Source organism: Piscinibacter gummiphilus, assembly GCF_032681285.1.
Taxonomy (GTDB): Bacteria; Pseudomonadota; Gammaproteobacteria; order Burkholderiales; family Burkholderiaceae_C; genus Rhizobacter; species Rhizobacter gummiphilus_A.
The window spans coordinates 4655568-4672650 of sequence record NZ_CP136336.1 but is presented as its reverse complement, the minus strand read 5'-3'; the positions used below and the strand labels follow the sequence as shown (position 1 = coordinate 4672650).

Sequence of the window (17083 nt, the reverse complement as noted above, 5' to 3'; positions counted from 1 at the left end):
ACAGGAGGCAAGCATGTCGACCGAAGCCAAATGCCCGTTCTCGGGCGCTGCACAACAACCGCCACGCAAGCACACCGCCGCCGGTGCCAAGGGCAACCGTGACTGGTGGCCCGATCAGTTGAACCTTGCCATCCTCCACCTGCATTCGGCCAAGGCCAACCCGATGGGCGAGGACTTCAAGTACGCGCGCGAGTTCAAGACGCTCGACCTCGACGCCGTCGTCAAGGACCTCAACGCCCTGATGACCGACTCGCAGGACTGGTGGCCCGCCGACTACGGCCACTACGGCCCCTTCTTCATCCGCATGGCCTGGCACTCGGCCGGCACCTACCGCGTGCAAGACGGACGCGGCGGCGCCGGCACCGGCGCGCAACGCTTCGCCCCGCTCAACAGCTGGCCCGACAACGGCAACCTCGACAAGGCGCGCCGCCTCCTGTGGCCCATCAAGCAGAAGTACGGCAAGAAGCTCTCGTGGGCCGACCTGATGATCCTCGCCGGCAACGTCGCCCTCGAATCGATGGGCTTCAAGACCTTCGGCTTCGCCGGCGGCCGCGCCGACATCTGGGAGCCCGAGACCGACATCTACTGGGGCCCCGAAACCACCTGGCTCGGCGACGAGCGCTACGCCGGTGACCGCGACCTCGCCAACCCGCTGGCCGCGGTGCAGATGGGCCTCATCTACGTCAACCCCGAAGGCCCCAACGGCAAGCCCGACCCGCTGGCCTCGGCCCGCGACATCCGCGAGACCTTCAAGCGCATGGCGATGAACGACGAAGAGACGGTCGCGCTCGTCGCCGGTGGCCACACCTTCGGCAAGGCGCACGGTGCCGGCGAGGCCAAGCACGTGGCTCACGACCCCGAAGCGGCGCCCATCGAAGACATGGGTCTCGGCTGGAAGAACGCCTTCGGCAACGGCATGGGCGTCTACACCATCACGAGCGGCATCGAAGGCGCGTGGACGCCCACGCCGACCAAGTGGGACAACAGCTACTTCGAGACCCTCTTCGGCTATGAGTGGGAGCTGACCAAGAGCCCGGCCGGCGCCCACCAGTGGCGCCCCAAGGGCGGCGCCGGTGCGGGCACCGTGCCCGACGCACACGACCCGAAGAAGCGCCACGCGCCGATGATGACCACCGCCGACCTGGCGCTCAGGGTCGACCCAGCCTACGAGAAGATCTCGCGCCGCTTCCTGCAGAACCCCGACCAGCTCGCCGACGCCTTCGCCCGCGCCTGGTACAAGCTGACCCACCGTGACATGGGACCGCGCTCGCGCTACCTCGGCAAGCTCGTGCCGGACGAAGTGCTGCTGTGGCAAGACCCGGTGCCCGAGGTCGACCACCCGCTGGTCAGCGACGAAGACGTGACTGAGCTCAAGGCCAAGGTGCTCGCCTCCGGCCTCAGCATCTCGCAGCTCGTGACGACGGCGTGGGCCTCGGCCTCCACCTTCCGCGGTGGCGACAAGCGCGGCGGCGCCAACGGCGCACGCATCCGCCTTGCGCCGCAGAAGGAGTGGGAGGTGAACCAGCCCGCCGAGCTTGGCCGTGTGCTCGCCAAGCTTGACGATGTGCGCAAGGCGTTCAATGACGCCCAGACGGGCGGCAAGAAGATCTCGATGGCCGACATGATCGTGCTGGCCGGCACCGCGGCCGTCGAAGCCGCCGCGAAGAAGGCCGGTGTCGACCTCACCGTGCCGTTCTCACCAGGCCGCACCGATGCGTCGCAAGACCAGACCGATGTCGACGCCATGCAGTACCTGGAGCCCATCGCCGACGGTTTCCGCAACTACGTGAAGAAGGGCCAGGGCCTCGAAGGCTCGGTGGCCGAGCTGCTGATCGACAAGGCGCAGTTGCTCACGCTGAGCGCCCCCGAGATGACGGCGCTCATCGGCGGCCTGCGTGTGCTCGGTGCCAACCACGGCCACACGAAGCACGGCGTCTTCACCACCAAGGGCGACACACTGAGCAACGACTTCTTCGTCAACCTGCTCGACATGCGCACCCAGTGGGCCCGTGCCGAGAGCGGCGACGGCGTGCTCGAAGGCCGCGACCGCAAGAGTGGTCAGCTGAAGTGGACGGCCACCGCCGTCGACCTCGTGTTCGGCTCCAACGCGCAGCTGCGTGCGTTGTCGGAGGTGTATGCGTCGGCTGACGATGGTCAGCAGGTGCTGGTGCGCGACTTCGCGCGGGCGTGGGTCAAGGTGATGAACCTCGACCGCTACGACCTGCTGTGAGCCGCCGCGCGCCGCGAGGCGCGTGCGGGCGCTCAGCAGGGCGCGAGGTCGTCGGCGCGTTGCCAGCTCACGTCGGCGGTGAGGGCGTCGAGCAGGTTGCGGGCGTCGGCCTCGTCGGGAGGCTGCGGCGCGGAAAACAGCCGCTCGATCTCGTCTGCACGGGCGGCGCTGTCGACGAGGTGCATCGCCCAATGGCCAAACCGGCGTGGCACGCCGTCGAGCCGCTGCAGCACCCGCATGCCTTCATGCCGCGGATCTTCCACGAGGCTGTTGAGCAGGCCATCGACCTCGGCCGCGCTGCCTTCCACCACCTGAACGAAATGCCGCCCGCTGTAGGCGAGCAGGCCCGTCACCTGCCGGCGCCGGTTGCGCACCTGCGAACTCCCCACGATGCGATGCACGTCGGTGGGTGTGACGGTCGGGCCGCAACGGCTGATGTAGAAGACCTGGACGATGGACATGGGGCGGATCGGTACTGCGCAAGATCCGTTATCGGCCGTCGCGCGGGCTTCCGTAGCCCAGCCTCGTCAGAGGCTGTGCACAAGTTCGCAGCCTAGAACACCAGGGTGCCGAGGAGCACGCCGAAAACCAGCACGATCAGGAAGATGACGAGCGCGATCGCGAAAAGCACTTTGGCGATCTTGCGCGACCCCGAGGCGACACCCGTGAAGCCGAACAGGCCGGCCACGAGCGAGATGATGAAGAAGATGATGGCCCACTTGAGCATGTGATGGTCTCCTTGGTTGAGGCCGTCTGAGCAATCGGCGTGCCGTTGTCTGCGCGACCCGAGAACTCAGGCTGCGACGCCGAAAAGGGCGCCGACACCCGCCGTCAGCGCCATCGCGAGCGCCCCCCAGAACGTGACACGCCCCGCGGACAGCAAGACAGGTGAGCCTCCAGCGCGCGCCGCAATGGCACCGAGGCCGGCGAGAAAGACAAGCGAGCTCGTTGCGACACCCCACATGAGCGCGGGTGCCGGCAGCAGCAGCACCACGAGCAAGGGCAGCAGTGCACCCGCAGCGAAGGTGGCTGCCGAAGCGAGTGCGGCTTGTACGGGTTTGGCCGTGAGCGTGTCGGAAATTCCGAGTTCGTCACGGGCATGCGCTCCCAGTGCGTCGTGGGCCATCAACTGTGTCGCAACACTTGACGCGAGGGCTTCGCTGAGGCCGCGCTGGCGGTAGATGTTGGTGAGCTCCGCGTGTTCCTGCTTGGGGTCTTCGGCCAGCTCGGTTCGTTCACGGGCCAGGTCGGCGTTCTCGGTGTCTGCCTGCGAACTCACCGAGACGTATTCACCCGCCGCCATCGACATGGCGCCGGCCACGAGGCTCGCCACGCCCGCCACCAGGATGGCCTTGGTGCCGGCACCTGTGGCGGCCACGCCGAGGATGAGGCTTGCCGTGGAGACGATCCCGTCATTGGCGCCCAATACCGCGGCCCGCAGCCAGCCTGTGCGGTGCGTCCTGTGTCTTTCGCTGTGTCTCATGGCGGCAATGTACTGGTGGCCGAGTCGCCCAGGTCTTGCGGCTTCGATCGCGGCCGGAATGACCCGGCCAACCGCTCGAGGGCCATACGAGGTAACATGCGGGCTCGACGCGCCCAGGCCCCTCCCCCCAAGAGTTCTCTGGGCAGCGCTGAGATCCGAGTGATCTTCCTCCTTGGCCAAGCCCGTTGCCCAGCGCAACCCAGGCTCCTCTGGCAGCCCTGGCTCGCAGCATCTACCCCTGCCAGCCACCCGCGGGATCGAGTTCACCCGCCGCTGGCGTGCCTCGCACGCTCCCCTCCACTACCACCGGCCGTCCTCGCTTCGAGGGCACGCCACTCTCCGATGTATCGCGGCGCCCCGGCCCGTGGTGCGACCACTTCGAAACCTTGCACAGGGAATACATGGCCAAGGAAGAACTGATTGAAATGAACGGCACCGTGAACGAAATCCTGCCGGACTCGCGCTTTCGCGTGACGCTGGAAAACGGACACCAGCTCATCGCCTACACCGGCGGCAAGATGCGCAAGCATCACATCCGCATCCTCGCGGGCGACAGCGTGTCGCTTGAGTTGTCGCCCTATGACCTGAGCAAGGGCCGCATCACGTTCCGCCACCTCGACCGCCGGGGCGCACCCCCGCCGGGCGCGGGCGCCGCCCGTTTCGGGCGCCGCTGATCGGGCTGAATGACGACTCAAGAATTCAGCGCCCAGATCCAGACTCTGCTCACCCGCACCAGCAACAGCTGGTGCCTCTTTTCTCCCCCACTGAAGGAATACGACATGACCACCGAAACCGGCACCGTGAAATGGTTCAACGAAAGCAAGGGCTTTGGCTTCATCGCCCCCGACAACGGCGGCAAAGACCTCTTTGCCCACTTCAAGGAAATCCAGGGCACTGGCTTCAAGACGCTGCTCGAGAACCAGCGCGTTGAATTCGAAGTGACCCAAGGCCAGAAGGGCCCGCAAGCCTCGCGCATCCGCGGCATCTGACCCTGCCCACCCTCGCCCCGACGAACGGACGCCATCGTGGATGCGCCTCGTGCGTTGCCCTCGCCCTCACGCCGTGAAGCCCTGAGAGACACCTTGCTCGCCACCGTGGACCTGCTGCGCAGGTGCCGGGCGGCCGAGGTGCCCGACGGCGACATCGAAGACTATGTCGCGCTGAACTGGCTGGAGTGGAATGGTGGCAGCCTCCGATTGACGGAGGTGGGGCTCAACATGTGCAAGCAGTTGACGGCGGGGATGGACTGACCATCCCCGTGGCGCACGCTCAGTGCGTCGTCAACCGGGCCAGCACGTCGGCGTACCACGCCGAATTCAACCCGAGCGACTCGTCGTCGCTGTGGCTGCGTGCCGACATGTCGAGCCGCGCAGCGTGAACCCCCAGCAGCTTCCAGCCCCCGTGCTGGTGACTCAACACTGGCGCGCCACTGGTGCCCCGGTGCGTTCGTGCGTCCGTCAGGAAGTAGCCCTGCCCCTGGAAGCGCAAGCCGAACGATGACGCGACCTGCCCTTGCCGGATCACCGGCAGATGGTGCAGCGTGTCGTGAAAGCCCAGCGGAAACCCCATCACCACGAGCGACGCGCCGACTGGCACGTTCGACGGCTTGGCCTCGATGTGCGCGGGTGTCCACGCCTGCAGCACGCAGTTGGCGGGCAGCGTGCTCGGGTCGATTTCGAGCGCGGCCACGTCGACCATGCCGGCGCTGTCTTGCGTTTCGCGCCAGGTCGCGACACCGTTCCGATAGAGCGGCATCGAGAGCTGCGCCACCTGTGTGAGGTTGGAGCGGTCGGTGTGCAGCTCGATCTCCAGCCGGTCGGGGTGGTGGCCGCTGGCAGGGTCGATGAAGACGTGCCGGCAGGTCACGAGGTAGAGGCGGCCCGCCGCTTCGAAGAAGAAGCCGGTGGCGGCCGTGAGTGGCGTGGCGCCCGAGAAGGTGTGCACACGCGCCACGGTGAGCAGCACCGTGTCGCACCCTGCGGGCGAGTCGGTGTGTGCCGCGGCCTCGGCACGGTCGATGAAGCGCCCCGTGCGACCCACGTCGGCCTCGAAGGCGGTGATCGAGTGCTCCGAGATCGGCACGTGCAGCAGCACCGTGCGCGCGACCTCGGCGTGCTGCTCGAACACGCCCTTGAGTTCTTCCTGCGCCTCGGGTGGCATGACCTTCATCATGGCTGTCACCAGGGCTTCGAGTGCGACCAGGTTGCCCTTGAGTTCGCAGATCTTCTCGCTTGCTTCTTGCATGTTCTTCATTGGGGCTCCCAGAAGAAAAAACCGCGGACCAAGGCCGCGGTTGTCGGTGCTCAACGAACAAGCGTCGTCAGGACGGTCAGGATTTCACATCACGTGCCGGCCCATCGTACATGCGTCGCCCATCGGCCGGGTGCCGAAATGGCTTTGCGCCCGAACGTCATGCGAGGGCCGCATAGCGTTCCAGGTGGTGGTCCGCATCGCCGAAGCGCTGCGAAGCCATCGTGAGCCGGCGGAAGGTGTGCGATACCTTCAGTTCCTCGGTCATGCCCATGCCGCCGTGCAGCTGCACTGATTCTTCCCGCACGAGTTTCGCGGCTTCGGCGATCTTCACCTTCGCCGCCGAAATGGCGCGGGCCCGCTCGGTCGGCGTGAGGCTGGCGTCATCGGCCTTCGCCGCCGCGAGGATGGCCATCGAGCGCGCCTCTTCGGTCGCCACCACCATGTCGACCATGCGGTGCTGCAGCGCCTGGAACGAGCCGATCGCCACGCCGAACTGCTTGCGCGTCTTGAGGTATTCGAGCGTGGCGTCGCAGGCGAACTGCATCGCGCCCACGGCCTCGGCGCAGAGCAGGGCGGTCGCGAAGTCGACGGCTTCCTCGACCAGCGGCAGCGCTTCACCGGCGGTGCCGAGCAGGGCATCGGCGCCGAGCTTCACGTGGCTGAAGTGGATGTCAGCGGCGCGAATGCCATCCACCGTGCGGTAGGCCTTGAGCGTGACGCCCGCGGCCTGCGGGTCGACGAGGAAGAGGCTCGTGCCGTTGCCGTTGTTCGCCGACACGATGAGGCGCGTGGCGGTCGGCGCGCCGATCACCACGATCTTCTCGCCGTTGAGCAGCCAGCCATCGGCGGTGCTGGTGGCGGTGGTGGTCTGCGGCGTGAGGTCGTAGCGGTGGCCGGGCTCGCTGCTCGCGAAGGCCAACTGCACCGAGCCATCGGCCAAGCCCGGCAGCCACGCGCTGCGCTGCGCCTCGTTGCCGGCCTTGGCGAGCAGACGGCCGGCGAGGCCGATGTTGTCGAGCAGGGGCTCGACCACCAGCGCTTCACCACAGGCCTGCATCACGGCCATCAGGTCGACCGCACCGCCGCCGAAGCCACCATCGGCCTCGGGGAGCGTCATCGCGGTGAGGCCGAGTTCGGCGAAGGTGGCCCACACCTTCTCATTCACGCCGCTCGGTGAGTTGAGGATGGCCTTGCGCTTCTCGAAGTCGTAGGCGTTGCCGAGGTACTTGCGCAGCGAGTCGGCCAGCTGCTGTTGTTCGTCGGTGAGTTCGAAGTTCATGTTCTCGTCTCCTCACAGGCCCAGCGTGGCCTTGGCGATGATGTTGCGTTGCACTTCGTTCGAGCCGGCGTAGATGCTGACCTTGCGGTAGTTGAAGTAGCGCGGCGTGACGCTGGTCGCGACGGGGTCGAGCTCTTCGCCGTCGATCGCCCGGAAGGGCTGCGCGTTCGGGCCCAGCGCTTCGGAGGTGAGCAGCGTGATGGCCTGCGCGATCTCGGTGCCGCGGATCTTCAGCATCGACACGTCGGCCCCCGGTGGCTGGCCGCTGCGGCGCATCTTGTCGAGGAAGCGCATCGACGTGAGCTCCAGCGCCTGCAGGTCGATCTCGATGCGGCTGAGCTTGTCGCGGAAGCGCAGGTCTTCGACGAGGGGCTTGCCGTTCTTCAGCTCGCGCGCGGCGATCTCCTTCAGCTCGACCAGCATGCGCTTGCTGCCGCCCACGTTGCCCGAGCCCATGCGCTCGTGGCCGAGCAGGTATTTCGCGACCGTCCAGCCCTTGTTCTCTTCGAACACGAGGTTCTCGACCGGCACCTTCACGTCGTCGAAGAAGACTTCGTTCACCTCGTGGCCGCCGTCCATCAGGATCAGCGGGCGCACGGTGATGCCCGGTGTCTTCATGTCGATCAGCAGGAAGCTGATGCCCTCCTGCCGCTTCTCGGCGGTGGGGTCGGTGCGCACCAGGCAGAAGATCCAGTCGCCCCAGTGGCCGAGCGTGGTCCAGATCTTCTGGCCGTTGACGACGTAGTGGTCGCCCTTGCGCTCGGCGCGTGTCTTCACCGCGGCGAGGTCAGAGCCGGCGCCGGGCTCGGAATAGCCCTGCACCCAGAAGTCGACCCCATCGCGGATGCGCGGCAGGAAGTAGTCCTTCTGCCCCTTTGTGCCGAAGCGCATCAGCACCGAGGCGCACATGTTGGGCCCGAAGGCCGGCAGGCCGGGTGCGCCCGAGAGGCCGAATTGCTCCTGGTAGAGGTAGCGCTGCGTGATGTTCCAGCCGGTGCCGCCCCATTCTTCGGGCCAGTGCGGCACCGACCAGCCCTTCTTCGCGAGGATGCGGTGCCAGCGCATGACATCGTCCTTGCTCAGCTCGCGGTGCTCGCGCACCTTCTCGCGAATGTCTTCGGGCAGGTTCGTGTCGAGCCAGGTTCGCACTTCGTCGCGGAAGGCCAGCTCTTCGGGGGAATAGCTCAGGTCCATTGCGTTGTCTCCTAGTGGTCTCAGGTGCGCACGAATTTCTTGCCGTCGGCGGCCATCTTCTCGAGCAGCGGCGAGATCTTGAAGTTGGCGCCCATGCGCGGGCCGTACTCCTTCAGCTTCGCGACCACGTTGTCGAGGCCCACGGTGTCGGCATAGAACATCGGCCCGCCGCGGTACACCGGCCAACCATAGCCGTTGAGCCACACCACGTCGATGTCGGATGCCCTGAGCGCAATGCCTTCTTCGAGGATCTTGGCGCCCTCGTTGACCATGGCATAGATGCACCGCTCCAGGATCTCGTCCTTGCCGATCTCGCGCGGCGTGCGGCCTTCCTTCGCCATGAAGTCGAGGATCACCTTCTTCGTCACCTCGCTCGGCCTGGCGTTGCGGTTCTCGTCGTAGTCGTAGTAGCCGGCGCCGGTCTTCTGGCCACGGCGGTCCATCTCGCACAGCACTTCGCGGATGGTCGAGCTCTTGCTCTTGTCCTTGCTCCAGCCGAGGTCCAGGCCGGCGAGGTCGCTCATCGCGTACGGGCCCATCGGCATGCCGAAGTCGTAGAGCACCTGGTCGATGTCCCACGGCATCGCGCCTTCCATCAGCATGGCGTGCGCCTGCGCGCCGCGGGCGCTGAGGATGCGGTTGCCGATGAAACCCGGGCACACGCCGGAGATGGCGGCCACCTTGCCGATCTTTTTGCCGATGTGCATGGCGGTCGCAAGCGCCGTGTCGGAGGTCTTCGCGCCGCGCACCACTTCCAAGAGCTTCATCACGTTGGCGGGTGAGAAGAAGTGCATGCCGACGACGGCTTCGGGCCGCGAGGTGGCGGCCGAGGCGATCTCGTTCACGTCGAGCGCCGAGGTGTTGGTGGCGAGCACGGCCCCCGGCTTCACGATGCGGTCGAGCTTGCCGAAGATCTCCTTCTTCACCGCCATGTTCTCGAACACGGCTTCGATCACGAGGTCGCAGTCGGCGAGCTGCTCCATCTCCAGCGTGCCGGTGAGGAGGGCCATGCGCTTTTCCACTTCCTCCTGCGTGAAGCGGCCCTTCTTCGCGGAGTTCTCGTAGTTCTTGCGGATGACGCCGAGGCCGCGGTCGAGTGCGGCCTGGGCTGTCTCGACGAGGATGACCGGAATGCCCACGTTGGCGAAGTTCATCGCGATGCCACCGCCCATGGTGCCGGCGCCGATGATGCCCACCTTCTTCACGTCGACGAGCGGCGTGTCGGCCGGGATGCCGGGGATCTTGGCGGCTTCACGTTGCGCGAAGAAGGCATAACGCTGCGCGATCGACTCGGTGCCGGTCACGAGCTGCTGGAAGAGGCGCCGCTCGGTGGCGAGGCCGTCTTCGAAGGAACCGTTGACCGCCGCTTCCACGCACTGGATGCAGGCCTCGGGCGCCGGCAGGCCGCGGAACTTCTTCGCGTTGGCCTTGCGCACCGCTGCGAAGATCTCCGGCTTGCCGCGCACGGCAGCGATCTTGTCGTCCAGGTCTCGCACCTTGCGCAAGGGCCGGTTCTCTGCGAGCACCTTCTTCGCGAACGCGATGGCACTCGACCGCAGCTCACCTTCGGGCACCAGCGCGTCGAGCAGGCCCATCGCCAAACATTCCTTCGCCGGCACATGCGTGCCGTTGACGATCATGTCGAGGCCCTTCTCCACGCCCACGAGGCGCGGCAGGCGCTGCGTGCCGCCGGCGCCGGGCAGCACGCCGATCAGCACCTCGGGCAGGCCGCACTTGGCGCTTTCCACGCCCACGCGGTAGTGGCAGCACATCGCTACTTCGAGCCCGCCACCGAGCGCGGTGCCGTGGATGGCGGCAATCACCGGCTTGGACGAGTTCTCGATCAGGTCCTGCGCCTCGCGCAGGCTCGGCGCTTTCGGCGGCTTTCCGAATTCGGTGATGTCGGCGCCGGCGAGGAAGGTCCGGCCAGCGCAGATCAGCACCACCGCCTTCACGTCGGGGTTGGCCGCCGCGGCCTGCATGCCCGACACGATGCCCTGGCGTGTGGCCTGCGAGAGCGCGTTGACCGGCGGGTAGTCGATGGTGAGGATGCCGATGTCGCCTTCGACCGTGAAGGTGCCGGCGCCACTGGTCTCGCTGACCGCACCGTTGTTAGTGATCGTCATGGGTTTGTCTCCGTCCTGTTGTGTGGAATGGGTCAGAGCAGACGCTCAGAACACTTCGAACAGCCCCGCGCCGCCCATGCCGCCGCCGATGCACATCGACACCACCACATGCTTCGCGCCACGGCGCTTGCCCTCCATCAGCACATGGCCGGTGAGGCGCGCACCCGTCATGCCGAAGGGGTGGCCGATGGCAATCGACCCACCGTTGACGTTGTAGATGTCGGGGTTGATGCCGAGCTTGTCGCGGCTGTAGAGGCACTGACTGGCGAAGGCCTCGTTCAGCTCCCACAGGTCGATGTCGTCGATCTTCAACCCGTGGCGCTCCAGCAGGCGCGGAATCGCGAAGACCGGGCCGATGCCCATCTCGTCAGGCTCGCAGCCGGCGACGGCCCAGCCCTTGAAGGCACCCAGCGGCTGCAGGCCGCGCTTCTCGGCTTCCTTCGCTTCCATCAGCACCACCGCGGCCGCGCCATCGCTGAGTTGGCTCGCGTTGCCCGCCGTGACGAACTTGCCGGGCCCGCGCACCGGCTCCAGCTTCGCCAAGCCTTCGAGCGTGGTGTCGGGGCGGTTGCACTCGTCGCGGTCGACCACCGCATCGACGATGGTCTCGGCCTTGGTGACCTTGTCGACGAGCTTCATCTTCGTCTTCACCGAAATGATCTCGTCCTTGAACTTGCCGGCCTTCTGCGCGGCGGCCATCAGCTGCTGCGAGCGCAGCGAGTATTCGTCCTGGTACTCGCGGCTGATGCCGTAGCGCTGCGCCACGATGTCGGCGGTGTCAATCATCGGCATCCAGATCGCGGGGTGCAGGTCGGTGAGCGTCGGGTCCTGCCCGCCGCCACCGCCGCCCTGGTGGCTGATCGAGTCCACACCGCCGGCCACCATGATGTTGGCGCCGTCGTGGAGGATGTAGTTGGCCGCGACCGCGATCGCGTTCAGGCCCGACGAGCAGGCGCGGTTGAGCGTCATGCCACTGGTCGTGACCGGCAGGCCGGCGAGCAGGCCCGCGCTGCGCGCGACGTTGCCCGAGGCGGCCACTTGGCCCGCGATCACGTCTTCCACTTCCTTGGGGTCGACCTTCGAGCGGTCGACTGCGTGCTTGATCGCATGGCCGAGCATGGTCATGCTCGGCGTGATGTTGAAGCCGCCGCGCGCGGCCTTCGCGAGGCCGGTGCGGGCATAGGAAACGATGACGGCCTGACGGTTCGAAGAAGTCATGGGTGTTGCCTCTGGCAGAACGTTGATGAAGGGGCCAAACCCATGATGACCACAAAACGCGAGGGCCGCTGTCGCGCAGTGAACAGCCCGTGCTTCAACTCGTCCAAGGCAGCTCGAGCGGCGTTCCGTCAGGCAGGCACGTGGCCACCGGGGTGGCCGCGAAGACGCCAATGATCTCGAGCGGCAGCGGGCCCACATTGAAGAGCTGGTGGTCGCGGTTTGCCGGCAGTACCACGGTGCTGTCGGGGCCGAAGCGCTGCACGCGGTCTTCGCTGTGCACCTCGCCCCAGCCGCCCAGGCAGAGCACGACCTCGTCGCATTCGTGGCGGTGAGGCGGCGTGGCAGCACCCGGGCTGAGGGTCTGCCGCCAGACCGACAACTGCGTGAGACCGTGATGGTGGCTGGCGAAGGTGCTGTGCGCGACGCCTGGGATGGGGCTCGCCTCGGGGCGCGTCTGTTCGATCACGTTCATGGTTTCTCCTGTGTTGCGATGACGTTGAAAGGTGTCCGCCGGCGCCGGGACAGGAGGCAGTGTGGGCTTGGCCAGCCCTGAAGAGAAGATGCGGCAGCGCCGTATCATTGCCGACGAAAGTTCGGCAATCGCTTCGAGGTGGGGTCGCATGAGCGGTGTTCAGAAGTTCCTGTCGTTCGCACAGGCCGCGCGCCGCGGCAGCTTCGCCGAGGCGGCGCGCGACCTCGGCAGCTCGCCGTCCACCGTGGCCAAGAGCATCGCGCGACTGGAAGCCGAGCTCGGTGTCAAGCTGTTCCACCGCACCACACGCCGCGTCAGCCTCACCGACGATGGCGAGCGTCTCTACCGCCGCTGCGAGCGGGTGTTGGCCGAAGTGGAAGATCTGCAGGCCGAAGCGGCCGGCGTGCGGGCCGCGCCGTCGGGCACGCTGCGCATCGACCTGCCCATCACCTACGGTCGGCGCATCGTGATGCCGCTGCTGGGCCAGTTGCTGCGCCAGCACCCCGATCTCAAGCTCGATGTGCGCCTGCAAGACGGCTACGCCGACCTCGTGCGCGAAGGGCTCGACATGGCGGTCCGCGTGGGGGCTCTGCAGGATTCAACGCTCGTCGCACGCCGCATCGACTGGCAGCAACTGGTGATCGTCGCGAGCCCAGACTATCTGGCGGCCCACGGCACGCCCTGGCGCATCGACGACCTTGCGCGCCACGCGGCCGTCACCTTCCGTCTGCCGAGCAGCGGGCGCAGCCGGCCCTGGCAATTGCGCCAGGGCCGCCGCGCGGTCGTGCTGCACCCCGAGCCGCGTGCCCAGGTGAACGACGGCGAGGGCATGGTGGCTGCTGCTGTGCTCGGGCTGGGCCTTGCGCAAGTCCCCGACTACATGGTGAGCGACGAACTCTCGAGCGGCCGTGTGGTGGAGGTGCTGCCCGCCCACCGGCCTGCGCCGATGCCGATCAATTTGGTGATGCCGTCGTCGCGCCTGATGCCACCGCGCGTCAAGGCCACGCTCGACGTGCTTGACGGGCTGCGCAAACGGCAGGCATGAAAAAGGGCGCCTCGAGGCGCCCTTGGATGGCTAAGCGAAAACGCGCTCAGTGGCCGTCGCGGTCCGAGTCGCCCGGGATCACGTTTTCCACCGTGTTGCTCAGGCGGTGCCAGGCGTCGCGCGAGGCGTGCTTGGCGTTGTCCCACTCCAGGCCCGAGGTGCCGCGGCGGGCGCTCCAGCCCCGGCTGAGTTCGGGCTCCACTTCGTCGAAGGTGCGGCCCGGGTAGCGGCTGTACGCGTCGACGCCGTAGCCGTAGGCCGGCTGGTAGTCGTCGTAGCCCAGGGCCCGGTCGACGTAGGGGCGGTCGGCGTAGTTGTCGCGCCAGTAGGTGTCTTCGGCGGCCGGGTCGACGGCACGCGCCACGGCCTTGCCCGAGAGAGCGCCCACCACCGCGCCTGCAGCAGCGCCGACGGCCGCGCCCACCGGGCCGGTCATGCCGCCGATGGCAGCACCAGCGGCGGCACCGCCGGCCACGCCGCCCGCCACGCCGCCGATCACGGCGCCAGTGCCGGTCGCGGCAGGATGAGACTTCTTCTCGGGGGTGTTGGACTTCAACATGGACATCTCCTTCAGTTCATTGAACGAGCCACCAGCTTAGGAGCGGGTGCTTCGGCGCTCCATCGCCGCGACGCGCGTCGTCGTGAAGGGGATGCGGAGTCGTGCCTGTCAGCCTTCGCCCACAGAGGGCGGCTCAGCCGTTCTTGAAGAGGCCGCGCTCCTTCATGCGCATGAGGCGCGAGCGAGTGGCCGGCTTGTGCGACAGGGCGGTGACGTGCAGCGCAGCGTCGGGAAGGGCCGTGCCGTCAGGGGCGTCGTCGTCGGTGGAGAGGTCGTCGGGGTAGGCGTTCATCGCGGCCCAGGGGGCGGGCTCGTCGTGAGGATCGGTGTGCTGCGGCTCGTCGTCGTGCGGCATGGGCAAGGGCCGCACGTCGGCCACCACGTCCATCAGCACCGGCAGCTCGCGCATCACCTGCTCCACGTCTTCGCGGCTCGGCCGCTTGCGGCGGCGATCGGGCGGGCGCAGCGCGGGCTCTTGCGGCGGCAAGGGTTTGACGTCGGCGCGCGTCACGATCTCGGCAGGTGCGTCCACCGCGGGTGCGGCCATCGCGGCGCTGCCGTGCAGGCGCACCTTTTCCCCCACCAACCCGGTGGCGGCCAGCTGGCGCAGGCGCTCGGCGCGGGCACGGGTGCTCTTGAGGGCGGAGAGGGCGGCGTGGAGCTCGGGGTAGACCTCGCTGTCGATGTCGATTTCCAGTCGCATGGGCCGGCTCAGCTCTCGGCGAGCGCTTCGCCGATCATCTGGAAACCCCGCACGTTGGCCGCCATCGGCTCGGGCATCACGAACACCGGGATGGCCGGGAAGCGCTTTTGCAGCACGTCGCGGTAGCGCTCGGGGTGGCCGCCCACGAGCACCACGAGGTCGATGATCTCGTGCGCATCGCGCAGCCCGTCGACCATGCGGTTGATCGAGTCTTCCACCACGCTCATCACCACCGGCTCGAAGCGGTCGAGCGCATGCGCCGTGCCCGAGAGCTTGACGGGCTTGCCGGCGCGCAGCGCTTCGTTGATGCGCGGCATCACCGCCGGGCCGAGCGGGCGGCCCACGTCGGCCGCGAGCGACTCCTGCACTGCACGCACCACGCGGTGCCGGCCGGCGTCGGAGGCGGCGCCGCTCGCGCGCGGGTTGATCGAGCCCTGCTGGATCAGCAGCCAGTCGAGCGTGTGCTCGCCGGGGTCGACCATCAGCACCGAGAGATCGTCGAGGTCGTCGGCACTTTCCAGCGGCTCGAGCGCGCCACCCGTCTGCGTGATGACGGCGTTGAGTTCGTCGAGCTCTTCGCCGATGGCGGCGTAGCCCCCCATCGGCTGGGCCTGCACGATCACCTTGGCCACGGTCACCTTCTTGCCATCGCCCACGTCGAGCTCGCCCTCGTAGTGGGCGCGCAGGAAGTCGCGGCGGTTGGCGTCGTTGTACTGGTTGACGGGCAGACCGAGCACCAGCAGGTCGATGCGGGTGTCGCCGGCATCGGCCATGTAGCGCAGCGCACCCTTGGTGAGGGCCTCGTAGATGGTGCCGCGGTAGAACTCGTCGGTCACGTCGCGGCCGAAGCTGCCACCGGCCTGCGCGAGGCCCACATCGCGGCCCACTTCGAACAGAGCGCCGTTGACCGGCACGTCGTAGGTGTCGCGGCGGCGGGTGCCGAGGCTGCGCACCGCACTCGCGTCGGCCGGGATGGCCATTGACGGGAAGTGGATGATGTTCACGCCGTCGTCGTCGTTCACCGTGAGCTTCACGAGCCCGAAGCCCACGTCGATGGCCCGCACGACGGGTGACGAAGGCGCGTGCGGCGCGGTGACTTGCCGCAGCTTGGACGATGCGGAAGGTGTGGGCATGAACGTCTCCGAAGTGGTGGGGGCCGGTTGTTTATAGCCCGCGGCTCCACCTCGACCCAGCCATTCCTATGTGGGCGACGTGGAACGCCGATTGCTCTTGCGGCCACCTTGTAAGACGCGCGCTTCCATCACGACCCATGCAGCCGGCTTCGGCACCAAAAGGAAGACGCGATGCCCCTTCGACTCTCTCGCCGCCACCTGCTCCACACGCTGGCCGCTGCGGCGCTGCCCGTGCGTGCCGGGGGCTCGAATTCGCAGCTGCCCGACCTCGGCGCCGCGCCCGAGTTCGCAGGCATCGAGCGCTGGCTCAATTCGGAGCCCCTCACGATGCGTGGCCTGCGCGGCCGCGTGGTGCTGGTCGACTTCTGGACCTTCGGCTGCATCAACTGCCAGCGCACCATGCCCTACGTGAACGCCTGGGCCGAGCGCTACACCCCGCAGGGCTTGACCATCGTCGGCGTGCACACGCCCGAGTTCCCGCTCGAGCACCCCGTCGACAAGCTCCTGTCGGCGATGAAGCGCCAGGGCATCCGCCATCCGGTGGCGCAAGACAACGACTGGGCCACCTGGAAGGCCTATGGCAACCAGTACTGGCCGGCGTTCTATCTCGTCGATGCGCGGGGGCGCATCCGCTACAAGCGCTTCGGCGAGGGCGAGTACGAGCGCACGGAAGGCGCCATTCGCACGCTGCTCGCGCAGCGCTGAGCGGCCGTCAGGCCGGCGTGCGCACGCGCTTGATCAGCTGGTCGGCCAGCTGCTGCGCGAGGGCGGCGTGGCCGCTGCCGTCGAGGTCGGCGAAGCAGCCGTAGCTCTCGAAGTAGATGTTCTCGGCGGTGGTCTGCAGCGTGGGCAGCTGCGGGAGCGCGAACTCGCTCATGCGCACTTCGCCCAGCTCGCGCTCGATGATCGTGCGAGCGGTGCGCGCGGCCCAGAGGTAGCGCCAGGCATTCATCTCGACGTGGTGGCCGTCGGCAACCTCCAGGAACACGATCTGGTCACGAAGTCGGGTTTGTTCGCGGAACACTGCACATCTCCGGTGGTCGGCGGGGCGAGGAGCCCCATGCGGTGCACTTTGACGCGGCCGCCGCGGCGCAATGCGCGGAATAAAGGGCGATCCGCACCGCTTCACCTCCGACCTCAAAATGCGTCAGGCGCGAGATTTGCTGTAGGTGACTCAGGAGGTGGACCCATGCAGACACTGGACGAGATGTTGGCCCTGCACCTGCTCACGGCCGACCAGCATGCCGAGATCAGCGCCTGGGTGGCCCAGGCCAAGACGCCCGAAGCCATCATGCAGATGCGCCCGGCGCTGTGGCGCCGGCTCGAGCTCGCCAGCGTGCTGATGGATTTCGACGCCGACCTGATGCAGCCGCCGATGCAGGTCTGAG

At 67.4% G+C, this 17083-nt stretch carries 20 protein-coding genes; 7 read left to right on the top strand and 13 right to left on the bottom strand.

What is annotated here, in order from left to right; genetic code table 11:
• Positions 1–13 precede the first annotated feature (13 nt).
• Complete coding sequence (gene katG / locus RXV79_RS22020) at positions 14–2230, top strand: catalase/peroxidase HPI (RefSeq protein ID WP_316700233.1); 2217 nt, start codon at positions 14–16, stop codon at positions 2228–2230.
• 32 nt (positions 2231–2262) lie between these two features.
• On the opposite strand, the gene RXV79_RS22015 is transcribed toward katG, so the two are convergent.
• The 3 genes from RXV79_RS22015 to RXV79_RS22005 form a co-directional block, all read right to left on the bottom strand.
• A complete protein-coding gene (locus RXV79_RS22015) occupies positions 2263–2691 on the bottom strand; it encodes a BLUF domain-containing protein (protein ID WP_316700232.1) in 429 nt (142 codons plus the stop codon).
• A 92-nt stretch (positions 2692–2783) separates the two neighbouring features.
• Positions 2784–2957 (bottom strand): DUF1328 domain-containing protein, encoded by a 174-nt coding sequence (locus tag RXV79_RS22010; protein ID WP_316700231.1) that lies wholly within the window; start codon positions 2955–2957, stop codon positions 2784–2786.
• A gap of 66 nt (positions 2958–3023) precedes the next feature.
• Positions 3024–3713, bottom strand: coding sequence for a VIT1/CCC1 transporter family protein (locus RXV79_RS22005; RefSeq protein ID WP_316700230.1), 690 nt, complete (start codon positions 3711–3713; stop codon positions 3024–3026).
• Between the two features lie 401 nt (positions 3714–4114).
• Here RXV79_RS22005 and infA point away from each other — a divergent pair, with 401 nt between their 5' ends.
• The 3 genes from infA to RXV79_RS21990 all read left to right on the top strand — a co-directional run bounded on the left by infA (position 4115) and on the right by RXV79_RS21990 (position 4963).
• Positions 4115–4387 (top strand): translation initiation factor IF-1, encoded by a 273-nt coding sequence (gene infA / locus RXV79_RS22000; RefSeq protein ID WP_316700229.1) that lies wholly within the window; start codon positions 4115–4117, stop codon positions 4385–4387.
• Positions 4388–4492: 105 nt separating this feature from the next.
• Positions 4493–4702 carry a transcription antiterminator/RNA stability regulator CspE gene (locus tag RXV79_RS21995; RefSeq protein WP_296729915.1) on the top strand — a complete coding sequence of 70 codons (210 nt, stop codon included), beginning with the start codon at positions 4493–4495 and terminating at the stop codon, positions 4700–4702.
• A 93-nt stretch (positions 4703–4795) separates the two neighbouring features.
• The gene (locus tag RXV79_RS21990; RefSeq protein ID WP_316700228.1) at positions 4796–4963 is read left to right on the top strand and encodes a hypothetical protein; all 168 of its coding nucleotides are present in this window, start codon (positions 4796–4798) and stop codon (positions 4961–4963) included.
• A gap of 19 nt (positions 4964–4982) precedes the next feature.
• Here RXV79_RS21990 and RXV79_RS21985 read toward each other — a convergent pair whose 3' ends face one another.
• The 6 genes from RXV79_RS21985 to RXV79_RS21960 all read right to left on the bottom strand — a co-directional run bounded on the left by RXV79_RS21985 (position 4983) and on the right by RXV79_RS21960 (position 12255).
• The gene (locus tag RXV79_RS21985; protein WP_316700227.1) at positions 4983–5957 is read right to left on the bottom strand and encodes a S1 family peptidase; all 975 of its coding nucleotides are present in this window, start codon (positions 5955–5957) and stop codon (positions 4983–4985) included.
• A gap of 166 nt (positions 5958–6123) precedes the next feature.
• Entirely contained in the window at positions 6124–7245 is a 1122-nt protein-coding gene (locus RXV79_RS21980) for an acyl-CoA dehydrogenase family protein (RefSeq protein ID WP_316700226.1), read from the bottom strand.
• A 12-nt stretch (positions 7246–7257) separates the two neighbouring features.
• Positions 7258–8439 (bottom strand): acyl-CoA dehydrogenase family protein, encoded by a 1182-nt coding sequence (locus tag RXV79_RS21975; protein ID WP_316700225.1) that lies wholly within the window; start codon positions 8437–8439, stop codon positions 7258–7260.
• A gap of 20 nt (positions 8440–8459) precedes the next feature.
• Complete coding sequence (locus RXV79_RS21970) at positions 8460–10565, bottom strand: 3-hydroxyacyl-CoA dehydrogenase NAD-binding domain-containing protein (protein ID WP_316700224.1); 2106 nt, start codon at positions 10563–10565, stop codon at positions 8460–8462.
• A gap of 45 nt (positions 10566–10610) precedes the next feature.
• The gene (locus RXV79_RS21965) at positions 10611–11783 is read right to left on the bottom strand and encodes an acetyl-CoA C-acyltransferase (protein ID WP_316700223.1); all 1173 of its coding nucleotides are present in this window, start codon (positions 11781–11783) and stop codon (positions 10611–10613) included.
• Between the two features lie 94 nt (positions 11784–11877).
• A complete protein-coding gene (locus RXV79_RS21960; protein WP_316700222.1) occupies positions 11878–12255 on the bottom strand; it encodes a cupin domain-containing protein in 378 nt (125 codons plus the stop codon).
• A 148-nt stretch (positions 12256–12403) separates the two neighbouring features.
• Between RXV79_RS21960 and RXV79_RS21955 the strand changes: the two genes are divergently transcribed.
• Positions 12404–13300 (top strand): LysR family transcriptional regulator, encoded by an 897-nt coding sequence (locus tag RXV79_RS21955; protein ID WP_316700221.1) that lies wholly within the window; start codon positions 12404–12406, stop codon positions 13298–13300.
• A 46-nt stretch (positions 13301–13346) separates the two neighbouring features.
• On the opposite strand, the gene RXV79_RS21950 is transcribed toward RXV79_RS21955, so the two are convergent.
• The 3 genes from RXV79_RS21950 to RXV79_RS21940 all read right to left on the bottom strand — a co-directional run bounded on the left by RXV79_RS21950 (position 13347) and on the right by RXV79_RS21940 (position 15695).
• Positions 13347–13859: a glycine zipper domain-containing protein gene (locus RXV79_RS21950; protein WP_316700220.1), complete on the bottom strand. Its 513-nt coding sequence runs from the start codon at positions 13857–13859 to the stop codon at positions 13347–13349.
• A 133-nt stretch (positions 13860–13992) separates the two neighbouring features.
• A complete protein-coding gene (locus RXV79_RS21945; RefSeq protein ID WP_316700219.1) occupies positions 13993–14562 on the bottom strand; it encodes a hypothetical protein in 570 nt (189 codons plus the stop codon).
• 8 nt (positions 14563–14570) lie between these two features.
• Positions 14571–15695, bottom strand: coding sequence for a ParM/StbA family protein (locus RXV79_RS21940; protein WP_316700218.1), 1125 nt, complete (start codon positions 15693–15695; stop codon positions 14571–14573).
• A 171-nt stretch (positions 15696–15866) separates the two neighbouring features.
• Here RXV79_RS21940 and RXV79_RS21935 point away from each other — a divergent pair, with 171 nt between their 5' ends.
• Positions 15867–16400, top strand: a complete 534-nt coding sequence (locus RXV79_RS21935; RefSeq protein ID WP_316700217.1) for a thioredoxin family protein — start codon at positions 15867–15869, stop codon at positions 16398–16400.
• A gap of 7 nt (positions 16401–16407) precedes the next feature.
• Here the strand turns inward: RXV79_RS21935 and RXV79_RS21930 are convergent, their stop codons facing one another.
• The gene (locus tag RXV79_RS21930; RefSeq protein WP_316700216.1) at positions 16408–16719 is read right to left on the bottom strand and encodes a hypothetical protein; all 312 of its coding nucleotides are present in this window, start codon (positions 16717–16719) and stop codon (positions 16408–16410) included.
• A gap of 165 nt (positions 16720–16884) precedes the next feature.
• On the opposite strand from RXV79_RS21930, the gene RXV79_RS21925 reads away from it, so the two are divergent.
• Positions 16885–17082 carry a hypothetical protein gene (locus tag RXV79_RS21925; RefSeq protein WP_257825994.1) on the top strand — a complete coding sequence of 66 codons (198 nt, stop codon included), beginning with the start codon at positions 16885–16887 and terminating at the stop codon, positions 17080–17082.
• The last annotated feature ends 1 nt before the right edge of the window (position 17083 follow it).